Genomic DNA, 19,755 nt, shown 5'->3' with positions numbered 1-19,755 from the left:
TGAAAGCAAAGGCAAGCTTCCACAGCAGGAGGCTTGCTGTTTCATTTATTTAGCAAGGAGAATATCAACATGACACTAAAGAAAAGAATCTTTTTGTTGTTTTTCCTCAGTGCGTTTGTCCCCTTTATCAGTATATTTGCCATCTCGTATTACACGATCGACTCCATCTTTGCTAATAAGATTGACGATGGAATTCGAAGTAATCTGCAGCAGGTGACCTCGTCATTGGAGAACTCCATCACCAACCTGAATCACGTAACCCAGCAATTGTCCTACAGTGGTACGGCAGGCAAAAGGCTGCAGCAATTTCTGGACCCTGCCTCTGGTATATTTGAAAAAATTGAAGCTAGAGACGAATTAAAGAGCGAGTTAAGCGTTGTGACATTTACCAATCCGAATATCGGATTGACCTTGTATTATTTTCAAAAAGAAGGGACCACGCAATTCGGCAATTTTCCGATCAAAGATCGGTTTTCTCCTGAAGCTTTGCCAATCCTCTTTCAATCCTATGGCATCAGCTATTATAGCCCGCATGTCAGCATGAACCGTTTCAATGACGAGTTGGTTCTGTCCGCAATGCGTAAAGTGAAGCTCTCTGGCAGAGATGATGTGTATATTTATGTTGAATCCGGCTTTCGTCTGACCGAGGATATTCTGGGTTCCAATCAATCGAGCAGCACCGTATCTCATCTTATTCTGGATGCCGAAGGCAATACGGTCTACAGTGAAATACCCGATACGATCCGAGTCGGAGAAAACTTCAACAGCTTAACGAGCGCATCCGGCAAAGACGGCACATCTCGCGGTTATCACTGGTTCAAGACCGATTCTCCGCAGAAATGGAGTGTCGTGTCCGTCATTTCCCAGGATCAATACCAGCAGGAGAAAAATCAATGGCTGGTTCGAATAATGCTGGTTGCTTTATTTTTCCTCGGGTTTACTGTTTTCCTCGCTTGGCTGCTGTGGAAGATGGTATATAAACCACTCGGTCTGTTTCATTCCGAGATTAATGGGATGTCGAAAAATCCGCAAACCGCAGATCGCCAGCAGGCTCGCACAGCTATTCCCGAATTCGATTTTCTGCTCAGTGAATTCTCCAACATGCAGCATCAGATCAGCGATTTGTTTACGGAGGTGCAGCAGAAGGAAAAAATTCGCGCCGACCTGGAGGTGGAGAAGCTGTTATATCAGATCAATCCACATTTTCTGATGAACACGCTGGATACGGTGCACTGGCTCGCCGTGATGAACGGGCAGGGAGAGATCGACAAGCTAGTACAGGCTCTGAACAAGCTGCTTTATTATAACCTGGGCAAGCTGGGACAAATCTCAACCATGCAGGAAGAATTGAATGCGTTGGGACAATATTTGATTTTGCAGCAGATTCGATATGATTTTGAATTTGATGTTCGCATCACAGCGGATGAGCAGGTGCTTCAGATTCCTGTACCTCGCTTTATCCTGCAGCCGCTGGTTGAAAATTCGCTGTATCACGGACTAAGCGATGAAGGTTTTATTCAGATCGAGGTCACCTGCACTTCTACATTGAACATTATGATCCAGGATAACGGGGCAGGCATGAGCGAGGAGACCATTCAGAAGTTGCTGAACAATCGGGTAGCCGAGCAGGATAAAGTCGGGATGGGCATCGGTCTGAATTATGTTCATCGCATGCTGAAGGCCCAATACGGGAATCAGGCTCAGCTGCGCATCGAAAGTGAACCCGGTAAGGGAACAAACATCCTGTTGATACTGCCTATAAAAGGAGAAGACGCTCATCATGATAAAAGTGTTAATAGTTGATGACGACAAGCTGGTACGCAAGGGCATTAGCTCTGCAATGCCCTGGAAGGATTTTGATATGGAGGTAGTTGGAGAAGCCGGCAACGGGCAGAAAGCATTGGAATTTTTGCAAAGCCATCCTGTCGATCTGATGCTGACCGATCTGGCGATGCCGGTCATGTCCGGCATTGAGCTGATGAGAGCGGCGAAGCAGCTCTATCCGGGGTTACATATTGTCGTATTGACCCTGCATCAGGATTTTGACTATATTCAAGAAGCACTTCGGCTGGGAGCCATTGACTATATCGCCAAAGTTCAGCTGGAGAAAGAGCAGTTCGAGCATGTTCTTCAGCGCATCTATACACGTATTAACGAGTCAGTTCAACCAACCCGCTTAGTGCCTTCACTCGAAGAAAACAATGTTCGTTATTCAACTGTATATGTGCTTGTGTCTCAGGATCGCAACTCTGAACAGTCCTGGGTTTCACAGATGAACGTGACTGACTATGAGATGCGTTGGGAGATTGAACGAAACTGCTGTATGTGGGCAGCGCGCAGAGAACAGGAGCAGCAGCTCTTTGAGCAGCTGAAGGAGTTACAGCTTCAAGCCCCACAAACCACACTATTTGTGCTGTCTGATGTACAAGCACGAACGTGGTCACAGATCAAAAGCTGGATTATTCATTACACTGAAACTGAGTTTTTCTACAAATATACTCCGGATCTTAGGGTACTTACGCTTTCGATGAATGATGACAAGCCGTTTGTACTCGCACTGCAGGATGAGAAGCTGGATCAGCTTAAACAAACCTGGTTTCAAACACCATGGACATATCATGAACATCATTATCGTGAACTTATCCACCAGTTCAAAGCATTACAGTTGCAGAAAGGGCAGCTAACGGGGCTGCTGTACTTCATCGTCATGGAGTGGAATCGCCTGTTTGCCGAGAGTTCACTCGGGAAACTCACTATGATTCATTCATTTGATTCCTGGTACGAAGTAGAGACATGGATCAAACAAACCGCAGCGAGCATTCGTCAAGCGGACAAGCAGCACGGGTATTCACCTGAGATTATGGGGGCGGTCAAAAAAGCCGTGAAGATCATTCAAAATGATTTGACTCAGGCGCACACTGCTTCCGGACTATCCCAGCAGCTCAATATCAGCCGAAGTTATTTCAGTCAATGTTTCAAAGAGCTCATGGGACGCACATTTAACGATTACACCCGATTCGTTCGAGTAGAAAAAGCCAAGGAATATCTGGTCAATACGAATCACACCATAGCGTGGATTGCAGAGCAAGTCGGTTATACAGATGAAAAATACTTCAGCCGAATTTTTCGCGAGATGACAGGACTCCTGCCAAGTGAATATCGACAGCTGGCATAGACATGGAGTAGTGGAATCAGCAAAGGGTAGACAAATGGAAGGCAGCAGGTAGGATAAATGTATTTCTGCTGTGTCATGTGGGGAATCTCACCCGAAAACGGTGAACATTTCTCTAACCAAATGAGCGCGCAATCCCTATCCCGGCAGGGGAAGTAATCAACTTATAATGAAAGCGTACACAAAATGATAATCAGATTGAAGGGGAATCTAACAAGATGACAACGAAAAGGTCCATGAAAAGCAATCTGTTCACGAAACGTTTGGCTGTGCTGTCCATGTCTGCCATGATGGTTACTGTTCTGGCTGCCTGTGGTGGAAGCACAGAGGCACCTACTGCAGAGGATGCAGGCAAATATGAAGTCAATCCGGGAGAGCCTTTTAGTGCGTATAAGGACGAAATCAGCGTCACTATGGGAAGGGTGACCACAGCCAATCCGAAACTTCCGGCGGGAGATACGTACGAGAACAATGCATATACCCGGCTGGTCAAGGATACGTTTAATGCCAAAATTACAGACCAATTTGAAGCCAACGGTGAAGACTATAGCCGTCAGGTCTCGCTTGCGATTGCATCCGGGGAGCTGCCCGACATGATGCGTGTTGATTCCAAGGATGAGCTGAAGGAACTGGTAGACAATGATCTGATTGAAGACCTGACGGCTGTATATGATCAATACGCCACCGATGAGATTAAAAAAATATACGATTCTTACGATGGTCGTGCCTTGGGCAATGCAACGATAGATGGGCGTTTGATGGGACTGCCGGCAACTTCACTGGATTCTGCGCCAACGATGGTTTGGGTTCGCCAGGACTGGCTGGATTTGCTCGGAATTAAGCTTGATGCAGATGGAGACGGAGCGATCACGCTGGAGGAGGTCGAGCAAACGGCGCAGCAATTTCTGAAAAAAGATCCGGGGCAATCCGGCAATCCGGTCGGTATTCCTTTTGTAAACACCATGAACACGACTGATTATAATGGCTCTGCCTATACAATGCTGGGTGTTGCTTCAACGCAGAATGCATTTCCACAGTATTGGATGAAAGGTGAGGACGGCAAAATCTTCTATGGCTCAACAACCGAAGAGACGAAGCAAATGCTAGGTATTATGGCAAATTGGTTCAAAGCAGGCATCATTGATCCCCAATTCGGGACTCGTACATTTGATGATATTACCGCACTTTATGCGAATGGACAGAGCGGCATCGCCTTTGGACCTTGGCACATTCCTGACTGGGGCCTGATCAGTGTGAAGCAGATGGACAAAAACGCCAAATTTTCGGCTTATACATTAGAGGATGCAAACGGCAAGGTCAATGTTGCACACGCGAATCCATCCAACCAGTTTATCGTTGTGAGAAAAGGATATGAGCACCCCGAGCTGGCGGTTAAAATTGTCAATCTGTTCTACGACAAGCTGGCGAATGACAAGGATGTTGCAACAACGATGCCGGAAGCAGCCAAATATCAAGAGACTGGCGTCGATGGATCGACCCGGCCATTCAACATCGAAGTCAATTCAGCGACATCTCTGTTGGACGATTATTCGGATGTCGTTCGCGGAATTAAAGGCGAAATCAGTCTGGAAGAGGTCCGTACGACCGAATCCAAAAACAATATTGGCAGCATCAAAACGTATTTAAGCGACATGGATACAGACAATACAACAGCCTGGTCGAAATATCATTCACGTATTAATGGCGTAGGGCTGATTGACAAGCTGACCAAGGAGAAAAAATTCGTATGGATGACCCCGGCCTTCTCGGGAACCACATCTAGCATGAAACAAACGTGGGCTAATCTGAGCAAGCTGGAGCAGGAGTCGTTTATCAAAATTATTACCGGGTCGGAACCGATAGATTACTTCGATACTTTTGTGGTCAATTGGAGAAAACAAGGTGGTGACCAGGTAATTCAGGAGATTGAATCCGAGATCACGTCACAACCATAAACATCTACAGAATGTGCGAGGCTGCGCACGGGTATATCCATGCGCGGCCTTTCTTCATCAGGGAAGGAGAATGCTTCTTGAAACAACGAAAATCAAACAGTAATGGCCGCATCAGCTCAGGTACAATGTACCATATGATGATGATCCCGGGCATTTTATTTTTGCTTGTATTCAGCTATATTCCGATGGTTGGCGTAATCACAGCCTTTCAGGACTATATCCCGGCCAAAGGCATGTTTGGCTCTGAATTTGTCGGGCTCAAACATTTCATCTATATGTTCAAATTGCCCGACATTGCACAAGTGGTGAGCAACACGTTAGTCATCGCTCTGGGCAAAATTCTGCTCGGTACGCTGATGGCCATCATTTTTTCGGTGCTGCTTAATGAAATTCGCATCAAAACGATTAAGAAATCGGTACAAACGATTGTATATCTGCCGCACTTTCTATCCTGGGTAGTGCTTGCTTCGGTCGTTGTTAATATGTTTAGCCTGGATGGCATTGTAAATCAAATTCTGGCCTTCTTCGGAGTACAGCATATTAATTTCCTAGGCAGCAACACATGGTTTCAGCCACTGATTATCGGGACAGATGTATGGAAAGAATTCGGATACAGCTCCATCGTATATCTGGCTGCCATTACCTCCATCGACCCGGGCTTATATGAGGCTGCGGGCATGGACGGGGCCAGCTGGTGGAGAAAAGTATGGCACATTACGCTGCCAGGCATGCTGCCAATTATTCTGCTCATGGGTGTCATGAGTCTGACCAATATATTAAGTGCGGGCTTTGATCAAATCTATAACCTTTATAATCCGATCGTCTATGAATCAGGAGACATTCTGGATACGTATGTTTATCGCATTGGTCTGGTTGGAAGACAGTACAGCTTCGGTACGGCAGTGGGTTTATTCAAGTCCGTGATCGGTATTGTTTTACTGTTATCAGCCAATCAGCTCGCCAAAAAATATACGGATCGCAAAATATTCTAAGGAGGCAACGTCTGTGTCATACTCTGCAAACTTCAAGGATCGACTGGGCCGGTTCTGCATCTATGCTATTGTCATCCTGCTTGCGCTGATCTGCCTTCTGCCTTTATGGAATATTGTAGCGATTTCCTTCAGCAGCAGCGAGGCGGTATCAGCCAATACAGTTGGACTTGTTCCGGTTAACTTCACAACAGCAGCTTATACCCGAATTATTGATGATGCTCAGTTCTGGCGTTCTTTCGGCATATCTGTGCTGCGTGTAGTGCTTTCCCTTGTGCTGAACATGATTTTGATTACTTTGATGGCTTATCCATTGTCCAAATCCAAAAGGGAATTCAAGGGCAGAAACATCTATATGAATGTTATGATCTTTGCGATGCTGTTCAGCGGGGGCATGATCCCGAGTTACCTGCTGATTAAAAATCTGGATATGCTCAACACCATCTGGGCGCTTGTACTGCCCGGCGCGGTACCGATATTCAGCGTGATCCTGGTCATGAACTTTTTCTCAGCCGTTCCTAAAGCGCTGGAAGAAGCTGCATTCATCGACGGCGCGAGCCCGCTTCAGGTTTTATTCAAAGTTTACGTTCCTGTGTCTATTCCTGCACTGGCAACGGTGGCTTTATTCAGTATCGTGGGTACATGGAATGATTTCTTCAGTGGTTTGATCTATATGACCAAAGTGAGCAATTATCCACTTATGACTTATATCCAGTCACTTAACGTGAATATTGCAGATCTGCTCCAGGCTGGCACAAACTCCAGCGAGCTTAGCAATCTGACCGAGATATCCAATAAAAATCTGAATGCAGCCAAAATCGTAGTGGCAGTGATTCCGCTACTGCTGATTTATCCGCTGCTCCAGAAATACTTTGTAACGGGAATCGTTGTCGGATCGGTCAAGGAATAACCTGCTGCAATGAGAACATAAACGTGAGTATTTTAATATATAAGGGCAATCACTCAAGAATAAAATAGGATAGAGGGCGCAGCCACTTGGGCAGCGTCAGAGAGGTGGAGCAGCGTATGGTACCGAAGCAATGGTGGAAAGAGACGGTTGTTTATCAGATCTATCCGCGCAGTTTTCAGGATAGCAATGGGGATGGGATTGGTGACTTGAAGGGCATTGTGTCCCGTCTGGATTATCTGCAGCAGCTTGGAATCGGTGCAATCTGGTTATCACCCGTATGCAAATCTCCTCAAGATGATTACGGTTATGATATTTCAGATTATCAGGATATTGATCCGATGTTTGGCTCACTGGAGGATATGGAAGCCTTAATTGATGAAGCTGCCAAACGAAACATACGCATTATCATGGATCTGGTTCTCAATCATACATCCGATGAGCACCCCTGGTTTCAGGAAGCCAAAAAGGGAAAGGACAATCCATACTATGACTATTATGTATGGCGAGACGGGATTGAAGGAACACCGCCTAACGACTTAGGCTCTACCTTCGGCGGTTCAGCCTGGGAGTGGGTGCCCGAGATAGGCCAATATTATTTACATTTATTTTCTGTCAAGCAGCCGGACCTCAACTGGGCCAATCCGAAAGTACGGCAGGAAATGTACAATATGATCAATTGGTGGATCGGGAAGGGTGTCGGTGGGTTTCGCCTCGATGTCATTGACCTGATCGGTAAAGAGCCGGATGCCAAAATCACAGGAAACGGGCCTCTTCTCCATGAATATATTCGAGAATTAAGTCGGGAAACGTTCCAAAAAGGAAATGAGCTGTTAACGGTGGGCGAAACATGGGGAGCCACGCCAGACATTGCGAAACTGTACAGCAACCCGGATGGCAGTGAGTTTTCCATGGTATTTCAGTTTGAGCATATCAGCCTGGATGAGCAGGTGGGCAAGGGTAAGTGGGATCTCAAACCTCTGGATCTGATGGAGCTGAAAACGGTACTGTCCAAGTGGCAGACCGAGCTTAAAGGAGAGGCATGGAACAGTCTGTTCTGGAATAACCACGACCTGCCACGGATCGTCTCACGCTGGGGGAACGATGGCGAGTTCAGAGTTGAGTCCGCTAAAATGCTTGCGACCCTGTTGCATGGCATGCAAGGTACACCTTACATCTATCAGGGTGAGGAGCTTGGCATGACCAATGTTCAATATGAAATCGAGGATTATCGGGATATTGAATTGCTTCGTTTGTACCGGGAAAGAATCGAAAAGGGGTATACTGAACAGGATGTGATGGAGTCGATCTACGCGAAGGGACGCGATAATGCGAGAACGCCTATGCAGTGGAATGATTCCAAACATGCAGGATTTACTACGGGCGAACCTTGGATCAAAGTTAATCCGAATTACACGGACATTCACGCCGCAGAAAATGTAAACAATCCGAATTCAATATTCCATTATTATCGTCAGCTCATTCAGCTCAGAAAAGATTATGAAGTCATTGTTTATGGCGATTATACATTGATTTTCCCGGAACATCCCGATGTGTTTGCTTACAAACGAACGTTACATGATAAACAAATTATAGTGGTTTGCAATTTCCGGGGATATAAGGTAGAACTACCGCTCCAGGAGCAAATGACAGAATCTGCTAAACTGTTACTGGCTAATTATTCAGATCATCTGGCTCATAACGAATTACGTCCATACGAAGCCAGAATGTACCTTATGGAGACGTAAAAATATAATGATAACAGCCGTAGTCAAGAAAGAAGGAAGAGTACGAATGAAAAGAGTATGGTGGAAAGAGGCAACCGCTTATCAAATCTATCCAAGGAGCTTTATGGATTCAAACGGGGACGGCATCGGCGACATTCAAGGAATTCTGTCCAAACTGGACTATATTCAGGAGCTTGGTATTGATCTGATATGGATCTGTCCGATGTATAAGTCGCCTAATGATGATAACGGGTATGACATCAGTGATTACTGCTCTATTATGGATGAATTCGGAACGATGGCTGATTTTGATCAATTATTACAGGAAGTCCATCGGCGCGGTATGAAGCTTATTATGGATCTGGTCATTAACCACACCAGTGACGAGCATCCCTGGTTCATTGAATCCCGTTCTTCCGTCGATAATCCGAAACGGGACTGGTACATCTGGAGGGACGGCAGGAACGAAGAGGAGCCTAACAACTGGGAAAGCATCTTTGGCGGCTCGGCCTGGCAATACGACGAAACTACAGGGCAGTATTATCTTCATCTGTTCTCCAAAAAACAACCGGACCTCAACTGGGCCAATGCCGAGGTTCGTAAATCTATCTACCAGATGATGAATTGGTGGATGGACAAAGGCATTGACGGCTTTCGGGTGGATGCGATCAGCCATATCCACAAAGAAGAGGGGTTGCTGGATATGCCGGCCAAGGAAGGCGTCAGATACATTTCTTCATTTGAGAAGCACATGAATGTGAAAGGCATTCAACGTTATCTGCAGGAAATGAAGGAAGAAACGCTGTCCAAATATAACGTTGTCACTGTTGGCGAAGCAAATGGGGTAAAAGTAGAGGATTCCGAGGATTTACTTGACTGGATCTGTGAAGTCAGAGGCAAATTTAATATGGTATTTCAATTCGAGCACCTTGACTTGTGGAACAACAGCACAGACAGGCAGCTGGATGTTTCCAAGCTGAAAAATGTGATGACCAAATGGCAAAAAGCACTGGAAGGTATCGGCTGGAATGCGCTGTTTATTGAAAACCACGACCAGCCGCGCAAGGTTTCCTCCTGGGGAAACGATACGCAATATTGGTATGAAAGTGCTACAGCGCTTGGTGCCATGTACTTTTTCATGCAGGGCACGCCATTCATCTATCAGGGACAGGAAATTGGAATGACCAATGTGTCTTATCCTTCGATTGAGGATTACAACGACATCGCTGACCACAACCTGTATCGGATCAAACGGGAAGAAGGCATGTCACACGAGCAGATTATGAATATGATCTGGGCGTCCAGCCGGGATAATTCAAGAACACCGATGCAGTGGTTGGCAGGTAACCAGGGTGGGTTCACGACAGGTATTCCCTGGTTAAGGGTGAATGATAATTATCTCGATATTAACGTGGAAAAGCAGCTGAAGGAGCCTCACTCTGTCCTGCAATTCTATAAACAGATGATCCGGCTGCGGAAACAGCATGACACGTTAATCTACGGCACGTATGAGCTTTTATTGCCTGAACATCCTGAAGTTTTCGCATACACACGTACATTAGAAAGTAAACAGGTGCTGGTGCTGATCAACCTGAGTGGACACACCGTGGAGATCGGGGAGGATGCGCTTGGTATTCGGTTATCAGAAATGTGGCTGAACAACTACGAGAAACCGGTTTCTGGTCGATTGCAGCCGTATGAAGCCCGTATTGGTCTATGTGATGATGAAATGTAAAATGAACGAAGGAAGCGCTGGTTCGAATATGAACCAGCGCTTTGTGTGTAAAATGGTACAATGGCGAATTTTCATTTATAATATACCCATACAGGTATGCATAAGGAGCGGATCACAGATGGAATATAACTATACAGATAGCTTGAAAACACGTTTACGGAGAATTGAAGGTCAGGTTCGGGGCGTTTTGCGTTTAATGGATGAAGGAAAACCATGTAAAGAAGTCGTGGCTCAGCTGTCTGCGGTGCGTAATGCATCTGACAAAGCACTGGCTCAGATGGTTGCCGAGAATCTCCAGCAGTGTATCATGGCAGAGCAGGAAGCAGGCAACAAGGATACAGACAAGCTGGTGAAAGAAGCAATTGAACTGCTTGTGAAATGCAGATAGCTGAACACATTTCCATTCAGAGCTTGAGAAGGCTCTAATCTCACGTTATAATACCCATAGGGGTATATGTTTGTTGCGTGATTAGCTGCGTTTCAAACCAAAACAGATTGGAGACAGATTGAGATGGCGTTTCAGATTCCAAAGGCAATTACACCGCAAGAGGTAGCAGCACAGTTAAAACAAGGAAAACAGCTATTTCTGCTGGATGTTCGGGAGGATGCGGAGTGGATTGAAGGACATGTGCAGGGGGCAAAACATATTCCGTTAGGACAGTTAATGGAACGGGTAGAAGAGCTGCCTGACTCCGGGGAGATCATCGTGATGTGTCGAAGCGGCAACCGCAGTGGTCTTGCCTGTGAGCTTTTGCATGAGAAAGGTCTACAGATTGTGAATATGACAGGTGGTCTTGGCAGCTGGACGGACTACGATCAATTGGTTCGATGAAGATTGTGAACTGTTGTAACCCAAGCACGTGTGAAGAAAGGATGTCATGAATGACACTGGTATTTATCGCAGTCGCAATCGGTATCATATGGCTTATTATTCAGCTGTGGCCAGTCTCCTCACTAACCTATGTGAACAGCGAGGAGTGGGACCCGTCACACAAACGGTGGTCTGACGTCAGAATGCTGGATGTCAGGGACTCAAGCGAGTTTTGGGAAAGTCATGTCCCGGGTTCAATCAATATATCCATTGGCCGATTGTCCGCAGTCTGGATGAAGGAACTGTCACCGGATGAGGAAGTCATGATCTTCTCACGGAATTGGCTTTCCCGTCAAAAAGCTGCACGCATTCTGGCACGCCGTGGCTTCAAACGTTTGTATGCCGTCAAGAGCTGTTATTTTGCTAGGAATGAAAAGGAAGATTCCTGTGAACGCAAATGCTGTTATTAATATCGGCATACTAATCTTCAAGGCGACGTAATGAAACCAAACCTATTATCAACATGCATTGGAAGATATCGCAGCATTTCTTGAGGGAAGTCCTGTTCGAAAGCTCAGCGTATAGACTAAAAAAGTACGAACTACAAACTTGACTATGATTGATAACAGCGGTCCATCCCTCGGGCTGCTGTTTTCTTTTAGTTAAAAATAATTATACCCGGGTAATATTGACTTTTTGTTTTTATCCGGGTAATATTAGTGCAACATCAAAAAAGGAGGCATTCTATGCAAGCTTCATCAAATCCAATCAGCTGCACTGCTTTTGTAGATCGGGCATGCTTCGCCAAAGGCTCATTACAGCATGTGGTGACCACCGTGAAGGATTCTCTGGAGGACAGCAAACTTGCACAAATCCTTATTTTCAATGATGGGACAGGGAAGCCAATTGACGTTGATTTTCGCGGGAGCACAGATGAAGTTCTTGATCGATTAAGTAGTGAGAGCGGGGGAGGGCATAATTCGAATGCAAAAGAAAAAGAAAATGAGCTGCCCGCTCGCAAGGTTGGTCGTCCCAAGCTGGGTGTCGTATCGGGTGAAGTTACGCTGCTCCCCAGACAATGGGATTGGCTCAAGGCTCAACCCGGGGGCGCTTCTGTAACACTGCGAAAGCTGATTGACGAGGCCCGCCGTGTGGGAGAGAGCGAAAGTAAAGTTCGCGCAGCTCAAGAAGCAGCGTATCATTTTATGACTGCAATGGCAGGGGATCTTAATCAATATGAAGAGGCTCTGAGAGCGCTGTATGCTGGAAATGAAGCTCTCTTTTACGAATTAATTGATGATTGGATACCAGATATCCGAGACTATGTCAAGTATTTAGCCAAGGCTGCGTTCATGCAGAAAGACAATTAATGCAGCACTAATCCTGTGTACAAAAGCAAAACAGATAAAGAAGGAAAGTGAGGAGAGAAACTTGACTGAAGCAACTCGTTACATTGAACCGACTCAAAATAGCGGCATGAAACTGATGCGACGAAATATTAAGGGAAGTATATTCATGTTGAATCTGTTGCATTTTCGTGAAATCGCTGACTATTCCTCTCATCCTGATCTAACCCCTGAGCAGCCGATTAGCGGAGAGGAAGCATTTCAGCGTTACATTCAGCACACACTTCCGTTTTTAGAAGAAAGCGGAGGCGAGATTGTTTTTATGGGCAAAGGCGGAGAGTTTCTGATTGGACCCGAGGCTGAACAATGGGATTTCGTCATGTTGATCCGTCAGAGCAGCATAGAGTCATTCGTGGCCTTTTCGGATCATGCATCTTACCTGGAAGGGATCGGACATCGAACTGCCGCCATCGAAGATTCACGGCTTTTGCCTATTACAGAGTTACCAAGATATGAATGAGAAGGGGAACATAACAATGACTATTTTAAACGTTAATGGTATTGATCTTGCCTATGACAGTTATGGTGATGAAAAGAATGAAGCCATTCTTTTGATTGCCGGACTGGGAACACAAATGATCCGATGGACTGTTCCATTTTGTGAATTGTTGGCGGTGAAAGGATACAGGGTGATTCGTTTTGATAATCGGGACACCGGGTTATCTACCCATTTTAGTGATCACGATACACTGGACTTTGAAGCACTTGCCAGAACGCTGATGTCAGGACAACGACCGAATATTCCTTACACGCTTGAGGATATGTCCAATGATACGATTGGATTGTTAGATGCACTGGGCATCGCGAAAGCACATATCGTTGGACGTTCCATGGGCGGCATGATTGCCCAGCTTACTGCTATTCGTTATCCTGAGCGTGTGCTCTCGCTGACTTCAATCATGTCAACCACAGGTAATCCCGAACTTCCGCCAACCTCGCCAGAAGTGATGGCTTTAATGACTCGTCCAGCTCCAAACCCGAGAGAAGATGAAGCAGGGTACCTGGCTCAAAGCACAGCTTTTGCCAGACGAATTGCAGGTACAGGCTATCCGTTTAACGAAAACGAGTATCACTCGATGATTCGTGAGGAATTGCAGCGCGCTTATGATCCGGGTAGTATCGGAAGGCAAATTGCAGCTATTGCCGTATCCGGCGACCGTCGTCCACAACTCGCAAAAGTAGTTGCGCCTACGCTTGTCATCCATGGAGCGGAAGATCCTATGTTTGTGCCAGCATGTGGTGAAGACACGGCGAAAGCCATCTCGGGTGCTGAGTTTATGTTGCTTGAAGGCATGGGGCATGATTTGCCGGAACAGCTGTTTGAGAAGGTCATTGACGGAATTGTGCGAACAGCTCGGAGCAAAATTTAACAGGTTGAACTGGCCAAGCAACTAGACAGGCATATGGACAAATTACAGGCCACACTCCTTAGTTGACATGTGCCTTGAGATAAACATTTAATTGTAATTCTAACAGCAGCGCCTCTTAGGCTGCTGTTTTTTAGTTGTGCAAAGAAAACCATTTCTTAAAGTGAATAATTTAGTTTACAAAACCAATAATACAAAAATTAAAAATTTCATTTTGTGAGGAGGAAAAAAATGAAGGCAGATGCGGTCTTTGAAGGTGGGGGCGTCAAAGGAATTGCTTTTGTGGGTGCCTTAGAGGTAATGGAGGCCAAAGGGTATACTTGGAACAAACTTGCAGGGACATCGGCTGGAGCAATTGTTGCAGCATTATTAGCCTCCGGCTACAATAGTGCTGAGATTCGCGATTTGATGAGTTCGCTTGATTATACGAAGCTGCTTGGACGGACAGGGATGAACAAATTGCCTCTGTTTAACAAGACCCTTCCATTAATATTTGATTCTGGAATCTATAGCAATCACATTTTAGAGCAAGTGATGCACGATTGGCTGAAACGAAAGAACATTGTAACGTTTGGCGATCTTCCAGAAGGAAAGCTCTCAATTATCGCCTCGAATATAAGTAATGGTAAGATCGTCGTTTTCCCCAATGATTTGCCTCATTACGGACTGAAGGCTTCCGAGTTTCCAATTGCTACAGCTGTGCGAATGAGCACAACATTGCCTTTCTTTTTTAAACCTTATCTGTGGCATACGCCATTACAGAAGAAACCGTATTATATGTTGGACGGAGGCATGCTCAGTAATTTTCCTATCTGGCTCTTTGATGTGGATGGGATTCCACGGTGGCCAACCTTTGGCTTCCGGTTATCAGAAAAGCGTACGTATGCGCAATCTATGGATATCAACGGTCCGGTTTCTTTGCTCAAAGGAATATTCAAAACCATGCTGCAGGCCCATGACCAAAGACATGCAGATGAACATACGGAAGAACGAACCGTGTTTATTCCCACTGGAAAAGTAACAACGACGAAGTTTGATTTGACGGAAGAGGATCAGCATTTCTTACTCTCATCGGGGCATGCTGCAGCAGAGAAATTTCTGGAACATTGGGATTTCGAGATGTACAAGAAGAAGTTCAGAGAAAATCAGGCAACCAATCCGATGGGAATGTATTTCGAGGAACAGCAAGAGACATCCCGAATTTACCACTAACTCTGTCTTCCCATGATATATAGACATTAAGGAACAAACATGACCACTCGGTGAACGGGTGGTCATGAAGACTTAACAGTCATATATCCTGCCTGTTTTATTATCCACTTCACATTGATCCTCTTTAGTTGGCTGTGCAACAATCGTACTCGCAAGACGCTTTTCAAGTTCATCGATATCCATCGTTGCACCTAACGAAACAAAGTTAGCACCATCACGAAGAAGCAGGGTTGGATAGCTGTTTACGCCAAGACGTTGAACCTTGTCAAATTCCTTGTGTACCTCAGCAACCGTCTCTTGATTGTTTAAAAGCTTCATCACTGTGTCTGCATCCATATGATGATCCACGGCAATTTTATAATAAGTTTGTGGGGCGCTAAGACTCAAGCCATCATAATAGAAAGCTTTTTGCATCGCAGAGGCAAGATCCATTGCACGATCAGGTGCCAGTGAACGCAAAGCATAAAATCCGATAGCTGCGGACTCAGAATCCAGAACAAAACTTCCTTCGTTTAGAAGCTCCTGATATGCAAGGCCAAATTTTGCTCCCGTAATTTGACTAATGCGTTTATTGGCTTCGGGAATATGAGGGAATGCTGCGATTGAATGACTGCGATCACCAACAAACAGGCCGCCGCTCAAAATAGTAAGTGGCCATTCGGGATGATTTTCGTGCAAACTGCGAATTGTACTTGAAAACCCGTAACACCAGCCACAATAAGCGTCCCATACATAGATAAGCTCTTTTTCAGAAATCATAATAACACCTTTCTCATCCATTTTTTGAATTGCAAAAAAAACATATATGAAATTTCTCAGATCACACAATATGTAACTATAATAGTTATATTTATGTTTGTTTTCAATCTTAATTTGTATATTCACTTTGACAATATCTCGTAATATTAAGCCTGGATTCTATAAACTGGGGGTATGGGGGGAGGGAAGAACCATTGCAAAAAAAGCCAAAGTCCTAGACTCGAAAAAATAAAGTCTCGGACTGTGACTGGTGTAACGACCTCTTTATGCGTCTAAGTAAACATTTAAAACAAAGCTTTGTACACAGATTCACACAGCTCCGTGGTAAACCTGCCTGACATGCCCTCAAGCGCTGTATTGGTAAATGCTACAACACTAAGCTCATGCAGTTTCTCCTTTAAAATCCGGTACCTTCCAGAGTAACCAGCCAATAAGGACTACCGTTAACAACGATAATGCTCCAAATATAAGACGCCATCCTGTATAAGCACCTAAAAAAGTGCCTAAGGGAACGCCCAGCGCCAACGCCAACGGGGTGCCCATCATCGCTACAGCCATCGCTTTACCCTTCTGAGCATCAGGCACCATGCGCCGTGCATAACCAGCTGTCATTCCCCACAGAACTCCTGCCGAGACACCTGCAAAGAAACGCGCCACGAGTGTAAGCATATAAACGGAAGATAGTGCGGTGATCGTATTAAATACAAGAAAGCCAACGATACACAGCAGCAGAAGCGGGCGACGTCTCCAGCCTCGGGTAGCTGTTGTTAAAGGAATGGCTGCCAGAAGTGATCCAACCGCATAGAGCGTAATCCATTGTCCAGCGAGTGCTTCTGTGACTCCGAGATCTTTTGCGATTTGCGGCAGTAATCCAGCAGGCAGGATTTCTGTAAGAATGCAGATGAATACGGCCATGGCCAAGGCCAGCAGCTCAATCCATGGAAAACGTTTGGAAGACGACAACTCAGCGTTATCCTTCCTTACAAGAGCAATGTTTGAGTTCACGAAAAAATTCTCCTTTATTTATTTTGGCCGCTATAGAAAATTCAGCCTCAATATCAGCATATATAAATCAAACACAGAGCTACATAGATGAATAAAGGCAAATACAGCGAAAAAAGAGGAACTTGCTTTTATTTTTATAGAAAATTCATGATTTTAAAGGCAAAAAAAGCAGCATCGTCAGATGCCACCCGTGTATGGTGTCAAGCACATTTAAAAATGATTTTCAGCAAAGCTAGGGTGTACTGATTATTGAGTTTAATTGAGAATCATGTGTGCACATTATATTTTGAATCTGGTATGTACATACTTTTAGGAAAATCCGAAGTTGAGTTTCAAGGAAAGGGTGATCCTTTTGTACGATCATTTCATTATTTTGATCCGAAGTATTTCTGCATTTCTGCTCTTATTAGTCATCGCACGAATACTTGGCAAACAAACATTATCCAATATGAATTTTCATGACTTCGTTACCGCAGTGATTATGGGGGCCATTGCAGCTAATCTGGCATTTAATGAAAAAATGGAGGTGATCCATCTCATCATTTCCCTTGTTGTTTTTACCGGGACATCGTATTTACTGTCTAAATTAAACCTCCGAAGCCGAAAAATCCGTTTGTTAGCAGAAGGATCTCCTACAGTGTTAATTGAAGGCGGAAAGATATTGGAGCATAATCTGTCCAAAAACAAAATGACAATGGATTCCCTTAACCAGGCACTCAGGCAAAAAGAGGTTTTTAATATTAACGAGGTCGAATACGCCTTATTAGAAGTTAACGGCCAAATTTCAGTCATGAAGAAAAAGCAATTCAGGACAGTGACGATGCAGGATATCCACAAAAAAGACAAAACAAAGGAACAAATGCCCATCGAAATCATTATGGACGGACAGTTACTGAAAGATAATATGAGCTTAAGTCAGGTTTCCCAAGACCAGTTAACGAAGCAGCTCAAGTCACATCAGAAACAGATCAGTGATGTTTTCTATGCAGTTATCGGGAGTAACGGTAAGCTTTATATCGACTACTATAAAGATCAATTAAAGCACCCGGTTGACGTAGAGTAGATATATTTTCCTGAAACAGGTATATTTCTAATGAGTTGACTTTATGAATGGATGAGGGCAATAGATGGAAATGAATCATGAGCTTCAAAATCTTTTGCAGCGCACGATAAAGGAATATATACATCCTGCAGCAGAAATTCTAGACATCAAAACCACGCCTATACATTTGGGTACACAGGCCGTGCATTTGATGCGTCATCATGTACAATTCAAGGTACCCGATCAAATATCAAGTATATCTCTTGTTTCAAAACAAGCTGCCCGGATCGAACAGCGGGTGCTGACATGGCTTTACTCACAAAAAGCAAATGTACCTTTTTCTTTGTCATCTTGGTCTGTTTCTGATCACTTGGAAGCAGAGGAACGATCTCTTCTCTGTATAGAGGATGTGGATTACCAAACAGACTATACAAACTTAGACATCGGATTGCTTCAAAAACGTGAGATAAAAGCCTTATCACACATTCATATCTTAAATTTTGGTCAAAAAAAAAGCACTATCCTGGCTGCCCGAGATAGACACTCGCTATATTGAAAAAATGATTTGCAAGTATTGGAAGCCGCAGTGGCAAGCAGCTAAACAATATGAACATTTTCTTGCGCTTTTTGGCGACTATATACCCATTGTAGAATCAGCAGCAGATGCCATTTTAAAGGACATACAGCATGTATTAAACGATCAGAGCAGTCAAACCTTGATTCATAACGATCTTAACCCAGGCAACGTTCTGGTTCGCCAAAATACGGAGGTCATCTTTATTGATTGGGAGGAGGCTAAATACGGCTCATTGTTCCTCGACATTGCTATGCGCTGTAGAACTCCTGAACAGATGAATGACTATAGGGATTTACTATCTGCTAAGAGCATAGAATTTACAGATCATCATTGGAATCAATTGTACACCATCGCTTCCCGTTACCTGGGGCTTCGATATATGACCTGGAATCTGGGAGCTTGGACTACTCAGTCGAATGCCAAAGATCAGCTGAGAGGGTATTTGGATATGGTGGCGGGTCGCTAATGGATTCGGAAATGCTGGAGAAACATTTTAAAACATTTGTCTCTGAAGTCGCTATGATAGCGGCTTTTTTTACGTCATTTTACTAGGGCGTGTCTTGACTTTAAGAACGAAATATAACAAAATACATGCTATGGCATATAATTGTTAAATATGATTGTTGATTACTATAGATGCTACAGCATATTTAACTTGTATATGTACAACTGATGAAAGAAGGATAACGATGAGCATTTTTATCACAGTTCTACAAGTTTTATTGGGTATCTTTTTCCTTTTCACAGGAAGCAAAATCATTTCAGGTAAAATGGCGGATGAATTTAAACGTTTTGGACTGCCATCATTTTTTAACGTTATGACTGGTTCGTTCGAGATTGTAGGGGCCGTTGGCATGATCGTGGGCATATGGATGCCCGTCACAGCGATATTGGCTGGTGTACTGTTAGGCGGAACCATGCTTGCCGGAGCGTTCACCTTGATTGTTCTGGCTAAAGATCCGATACAAAAAGCGATTCCTGCACTGGTTTTGTTTGTACTCAGTTTGATTGTGTCCGTATATCATTTCTTCTAAATCAGGATTAACGGCCCTTAATGTATTGGATGTATGTCATTTGTAACCTTTAATCAG

General features: G+C 44.5%; 19 protein-coding genes and 1 pseudogene. 18 read left to right on the top strand and 2 right to left on the bottom strand.

The genetic code is table 11. The annotated features are described in order from the left end of the window. The first annotated feature begins 69 nt into the window (after positions 1 to 69). From IEW26_RS08240 to IEW26_RS08175, 14 genes are all read left to right on the top strand, one after another. Positions 70 to 1,803: a sensor histidine kinase gene (locus IEW26_RS08240; protein ID WP_188592019.1), complete on the top strand. Its 1,734-nt coding sequence runs from the start codon at positions 70 to 72 to the stop codon at positions 1,801 to 1,803. Further along, positions 1,781 to 3,175: a response regulator transcription factor gene (locus IEW26_RS08235; protein ID WP_188592018.1), complete on the top strand. Its 1,395-nt coding sequence runs from the start codon at positions 1,781 to 1,783 to the stop codon at positions 3,173 to 3,175. The genes IEW26_RS08240 and IEW26_RS08235 overlap by 23 nt, the downstream gene beginning before the upstream one ends. 215 nt (positions 3,176 to 3,390) lie before the next feature. After that, positions 3,391 to 5,127 (top strand): type 2 periplasmic-binding domain-containing protein, encoded by a 1,737-nt coding sequence (locus tag IEW26_RS08230; RefSeq protein WP_188592017.1) that lies wholly within the window; start codon positions 3,391 to 3,393, stop codon positions 5,125 to 5,127. 125 nt (positions 5,128 to 5,252) lie between these two features. Continuing rightward, complete coding sequence (locus IEW26_RS08225) at positions 5,253 to 6,119, top strand: ABC transporter permease (protein ID WP_110898807.1); 867 nt, start codon at positions 5,253 to 5,255, stop codon at positions 6,117 to 6,119. Positions 6,120 to 6,132: 13 nt separating this feature from the next. Continuing rightward, entirely contained in the window at positions 6,133 to 7,026 is an 894-nt protein-coding gene (locus tag IEW26_RS08220; RefSeq protein WP_188592016.1) for a carbohydrate ABC transporter permease, read from the top strand. A gap of 116 nt (positions 7,027 to 7,142) precedes the next feature. Continuing rightward, positions 7,143 to 8,771 carry a glycoside hydrolase family 13 protein gene (locus IEW26_RS08215; RefSeq protein ID WP_188592392.1) on the top strand — a complete coding sequence of 543 codons (1,629 nt, stop codon included), beginning with the start codon at positions 7,143 to 7,145 and terminating at the stop codon, positions 8,769 to 8,771. Positions 8,772 to 8,817: 46 nt separating this feature from the next. Beyond that, the gene (locus tag IEW26_RS08210) at positions 8,818 to 10,485 is read left to right on the top strand and encodes a glycoside hydrolase family 13 protein (protein ID WP_188592015.1); all 1,668 of its coding nucleotides are present in this window, start codon (positions 8,818 to 8,820) and stop codon (positions 10,483 to 10,485) included. 118 nt (positions 10,486 to 10,603) lie between these two features. Beyond that, a complete protein-coding gene (locus IEW26_RS08205; protein ID WP_111272880.1) occupies positions 10,604 to 10,873 on the top strand; it encodes a metal-sensitive transcriptional regulator in 270 nt (89 codons plus the stop codon). Positions 10,874 to 10,996: 123 nt separating this feature from the next. Then, positions 10,997 to 11,317 (top strand): rhodanese-like domain-containing protein, encoded by a 321-nt coding sequence (locus tag IEW26_RS08200; RefSeq protein WP_111272879.1) that lies wholly within the window; start codon positions 10,997 to 10,999, stop codon positions 11,315 to 11,317. A gap of 50 nt (positions 11,318 to 11,367) precedes the next feature. After that, positions 11,368 to 11,766 (top strand): rhodanese-like domain-containing protein, encoded by a 399-nt coding sequence (locus IEW26_RS08195; protein ID WP_145402200.1) that lies wholly within the window; start codon positions 11,368 to 11,370, stop codon positions 11,764 to 11,766. A gap of 276 nt (positions 11,767 to 12,042) precedes the next feature. Then, positions 12,043 to 12,666, top strand: a complete 624-nt coding sequence (locus IEW26_RS08190; protein WP_188592014.1) for a DUF2239 family protein — start codon at positions 12,043 to 12,045, stop codon at positions 12,664 to 12,666. 61 nt (positions 12,667 to 12,727) lie between these two features. After that, on the top strand, positions 12,728 to 13,162 hold the full coding sequence (locus IEW26_RS08185; RefSeq protein ID WP_229729736.1) for a DUF1330 domain-containing protein: 435 nt from the start codon (positions 12,728 to 12,730) through the stop codon (positions 13,160 to 13,162). Positions 13,163 to 13,178: 16 nt separating this feature from the next. Further along, positions 13,179 to 14,072 (top strand): alpha/beta fold hydrolase, encoded by an 894-nt coding sequence (locus IEW26_RS08180; RefSeq protein ID WP_188592013.1) that lies wholly within the window; start codon positions 13,179 to 13,181, stop codon positions 14,070 to 14,072. Between the two features lie 228 nt (positions 14,073 to 14,300). Continuing rightward, complete coding sequence (locus IEW26_RS08175) at positions 14,301 to 15,281, top strand: patatin-like phospholipase family protein (RefSeq protein WP_188592012.1); 981 nt, start codon at positions 14,301 to 14,303, stop codon at positions 15,279 to 15,281. A gap of 72 nt (positions 15,282 to 15,353) precedes the next feature. On the opposite strand, the gene IEW26_RS08170 is transcribed toward IEW26_RS08175, so the two are convergent. Both IEW26_RS08170 and IEW26_RS08165 read right to left on the bottom strand, forming a co-directional pair. Next, on the bottom strand, positions 15,354 to 16,166 hold the full coding sequence (locus tag IEW26_RS08170; protein ID WP_308423449.1) for a DsbA family protein: 813 nt from the start codon (positions 16,164 to 16,166) through the stop codon (positions 15,354 to 15,356). Positions 16,167 to 16,424: 258 nt separating this feature from the next. Further along, positions 16,425 to 17,045 (bottom strand): annotated as a pseudogene (locus IEW26_RS08165) (MFS transporter); the annotation flags it as partial. A 325-nt stretch (positions 17,046 to 17,370) separates the two neighbouring features. On the opposite strand from IEW26_RS08165, the gene IEW26_RS08160 reads away from it, so the two are divergent. The 4 genes from IEW26_RS08160 (at position 17,371) to IEW26_RS08145 (ending at position 19,698) form a co-directional block, all read left to right on the top strand. Then, a complete protein-coding gene (locus IEW26_RS08160) occupies positions 17,371 to 18,108 on the top strand; it encodes a DUF421 domain-containing protein (RefSeq protein WP_308423448.1) in 738 nt (245 codons plus the stop codon). A 64-nt stretch (positions 18,109 to 18,172) separates the two neighbouring features. Further along, positions 18,173 to 18,643, top strand: coding sequence for a hypothetical protein (locus IEW26_RS08155; RefSeq protein WP_188592011.1), 471 nt, complete (start codon positions 18,173 to 18,175; stop codon positions 18,641 to 18,643). A gap of 4 nt (positions 18,644 to 18,647) precedes the next feature. Further along, the gene (locus tag IEW26_RS08150) at positions 18,648 to 19,130 is read left to right on the top strand and encodes a phosphotransferase (RefSeq protein ID WP_188592010.1); all 483 of its coding nucleotides are present in this window, start codon (positions 18,648 to 18,650) and stop codon (positions 19,128 to 19,130) included. Between the two features lie 217 nt (positions 19,131 to 19,347). Continuing rightward, positions 19,348 to 19,698 carry a DoxX family protein gene (locus IEW26_RS08145; protein WP_229729790.1) on the top strand — a complete coding sequence of 117 codons (351 nt, stop codon included), beginning with the start codon at positions 19,348 to 19,350 and terminating at the stop codon, positions 19,696 to 19,698. Positions 19,699 to 19,755 lie beyond the last annotated feature (57 nt).

Origin of the sequence: Paenibacillus silvae (assembly GCF_014639235.1) — a bacterium.
GTDB lineage: Bacteria > Bacillota > Bacilli > Paenibacillales > Paenibacillaceae > Paenibacillus > Paenibacillus silvae.
Note: the sequence above shows the minus strand (reverse complement) of the source record. Positions and strands in the feature narration are given on the sequence as shown.

Coding starts and splice junctions, on each gene's coding strand:
- IEW26_RS08200 (WP_111272879.1), top strand. CDS start 10,997: ATGGCGTTTCAGATTCCAAAGGCAATTACACCGCAAGAGGTAGCAGCA.
- IEW26_RS08190 (WP_188592014.1), top strand. CDS start 12,043: ATGCAAGCTTCATCAAATCCAATCAGCTGCACTGCTTTTGTAGATCGG.
- IEW26_RS08150 (WP_188592010.1), top strand. CDS start 18,648: ATGATTTGCAAGTATTGGAAGCCGCAGTGGCAAGCAGCTAAACAATAT.
- IEW26_RS08175 (WP_188592012.1), top strand. CDS start 14,301: ATGAAGGCAGATGCGGTCTTTGAAGGTGGGGGCGTCAAAGGAATTGCT.
- IEW26_RS08210 (WP_188592015.1), top strand. CDS start 8,818: ATGAAAAGAGTATGGTGGAAAGAGGCAACCGCTTATCAAATCTATCCA.
- IEW26_RS08235 (WP_188592018.1), top strand. CDS start 1,781: ATGATAAAAGTGTTAATAGTTGATGACGACAAGCTGGTACGCAAGGGC.
- IEW26_RS08240 (WP_188592019.1), top strand. CDS start 70: ATGACACTAAAGAAAAGAATCTTTTTGTTGTTTTTCCTCAGTGCGTTT.
- IEW26_RS08195 (WP_145402200.1), top strand. CDS start 11,368: ATGACACTGGTATTTATCGCAGTCGCAATCGGTATCATATGGCTTATT.
- IEW26_RS08180 (WP_188592013.1), top strand. CDS start 13,179: ATGACTATTTTAAACGTTAATGGTATTGATCTTGCCTATGACAGTTAT.
- IEW26_RS08225 (WP_110898807.1), top strand. CDS start 5,253: ATGTACCATATGATGATGATCCCGGGCATTTTATTTTTGCTTGTATTC.
- IEW26_RS08230 (WP_188592017.1), top strand. CDS start 3,391: ATGACAACGAAAAGGTCCATGAAAAGCAATCTGTTCACGAAACGTTTG.
- IEW26_RS08215 (WP_188592392.1), top strand. CDS start 7,143: ATGGTACCGAAGCAATGGTGGAAAGAGACGGTTGTTTATCAGATCTAT.
- IEW26_RS08155 (WP_188592011.1), top strand. CDS start 18,173: ATGGAAATGAATCATGAGCTTCAAAATCTTTTGCAGCGCACGATAAAG.
- IEW26_RS08205 (WP_111272880.1), top strand. CDS start 10,604: ATGGAATATAACTATACAGATAGCTTGAAAACACGTTTACGGAGAATT.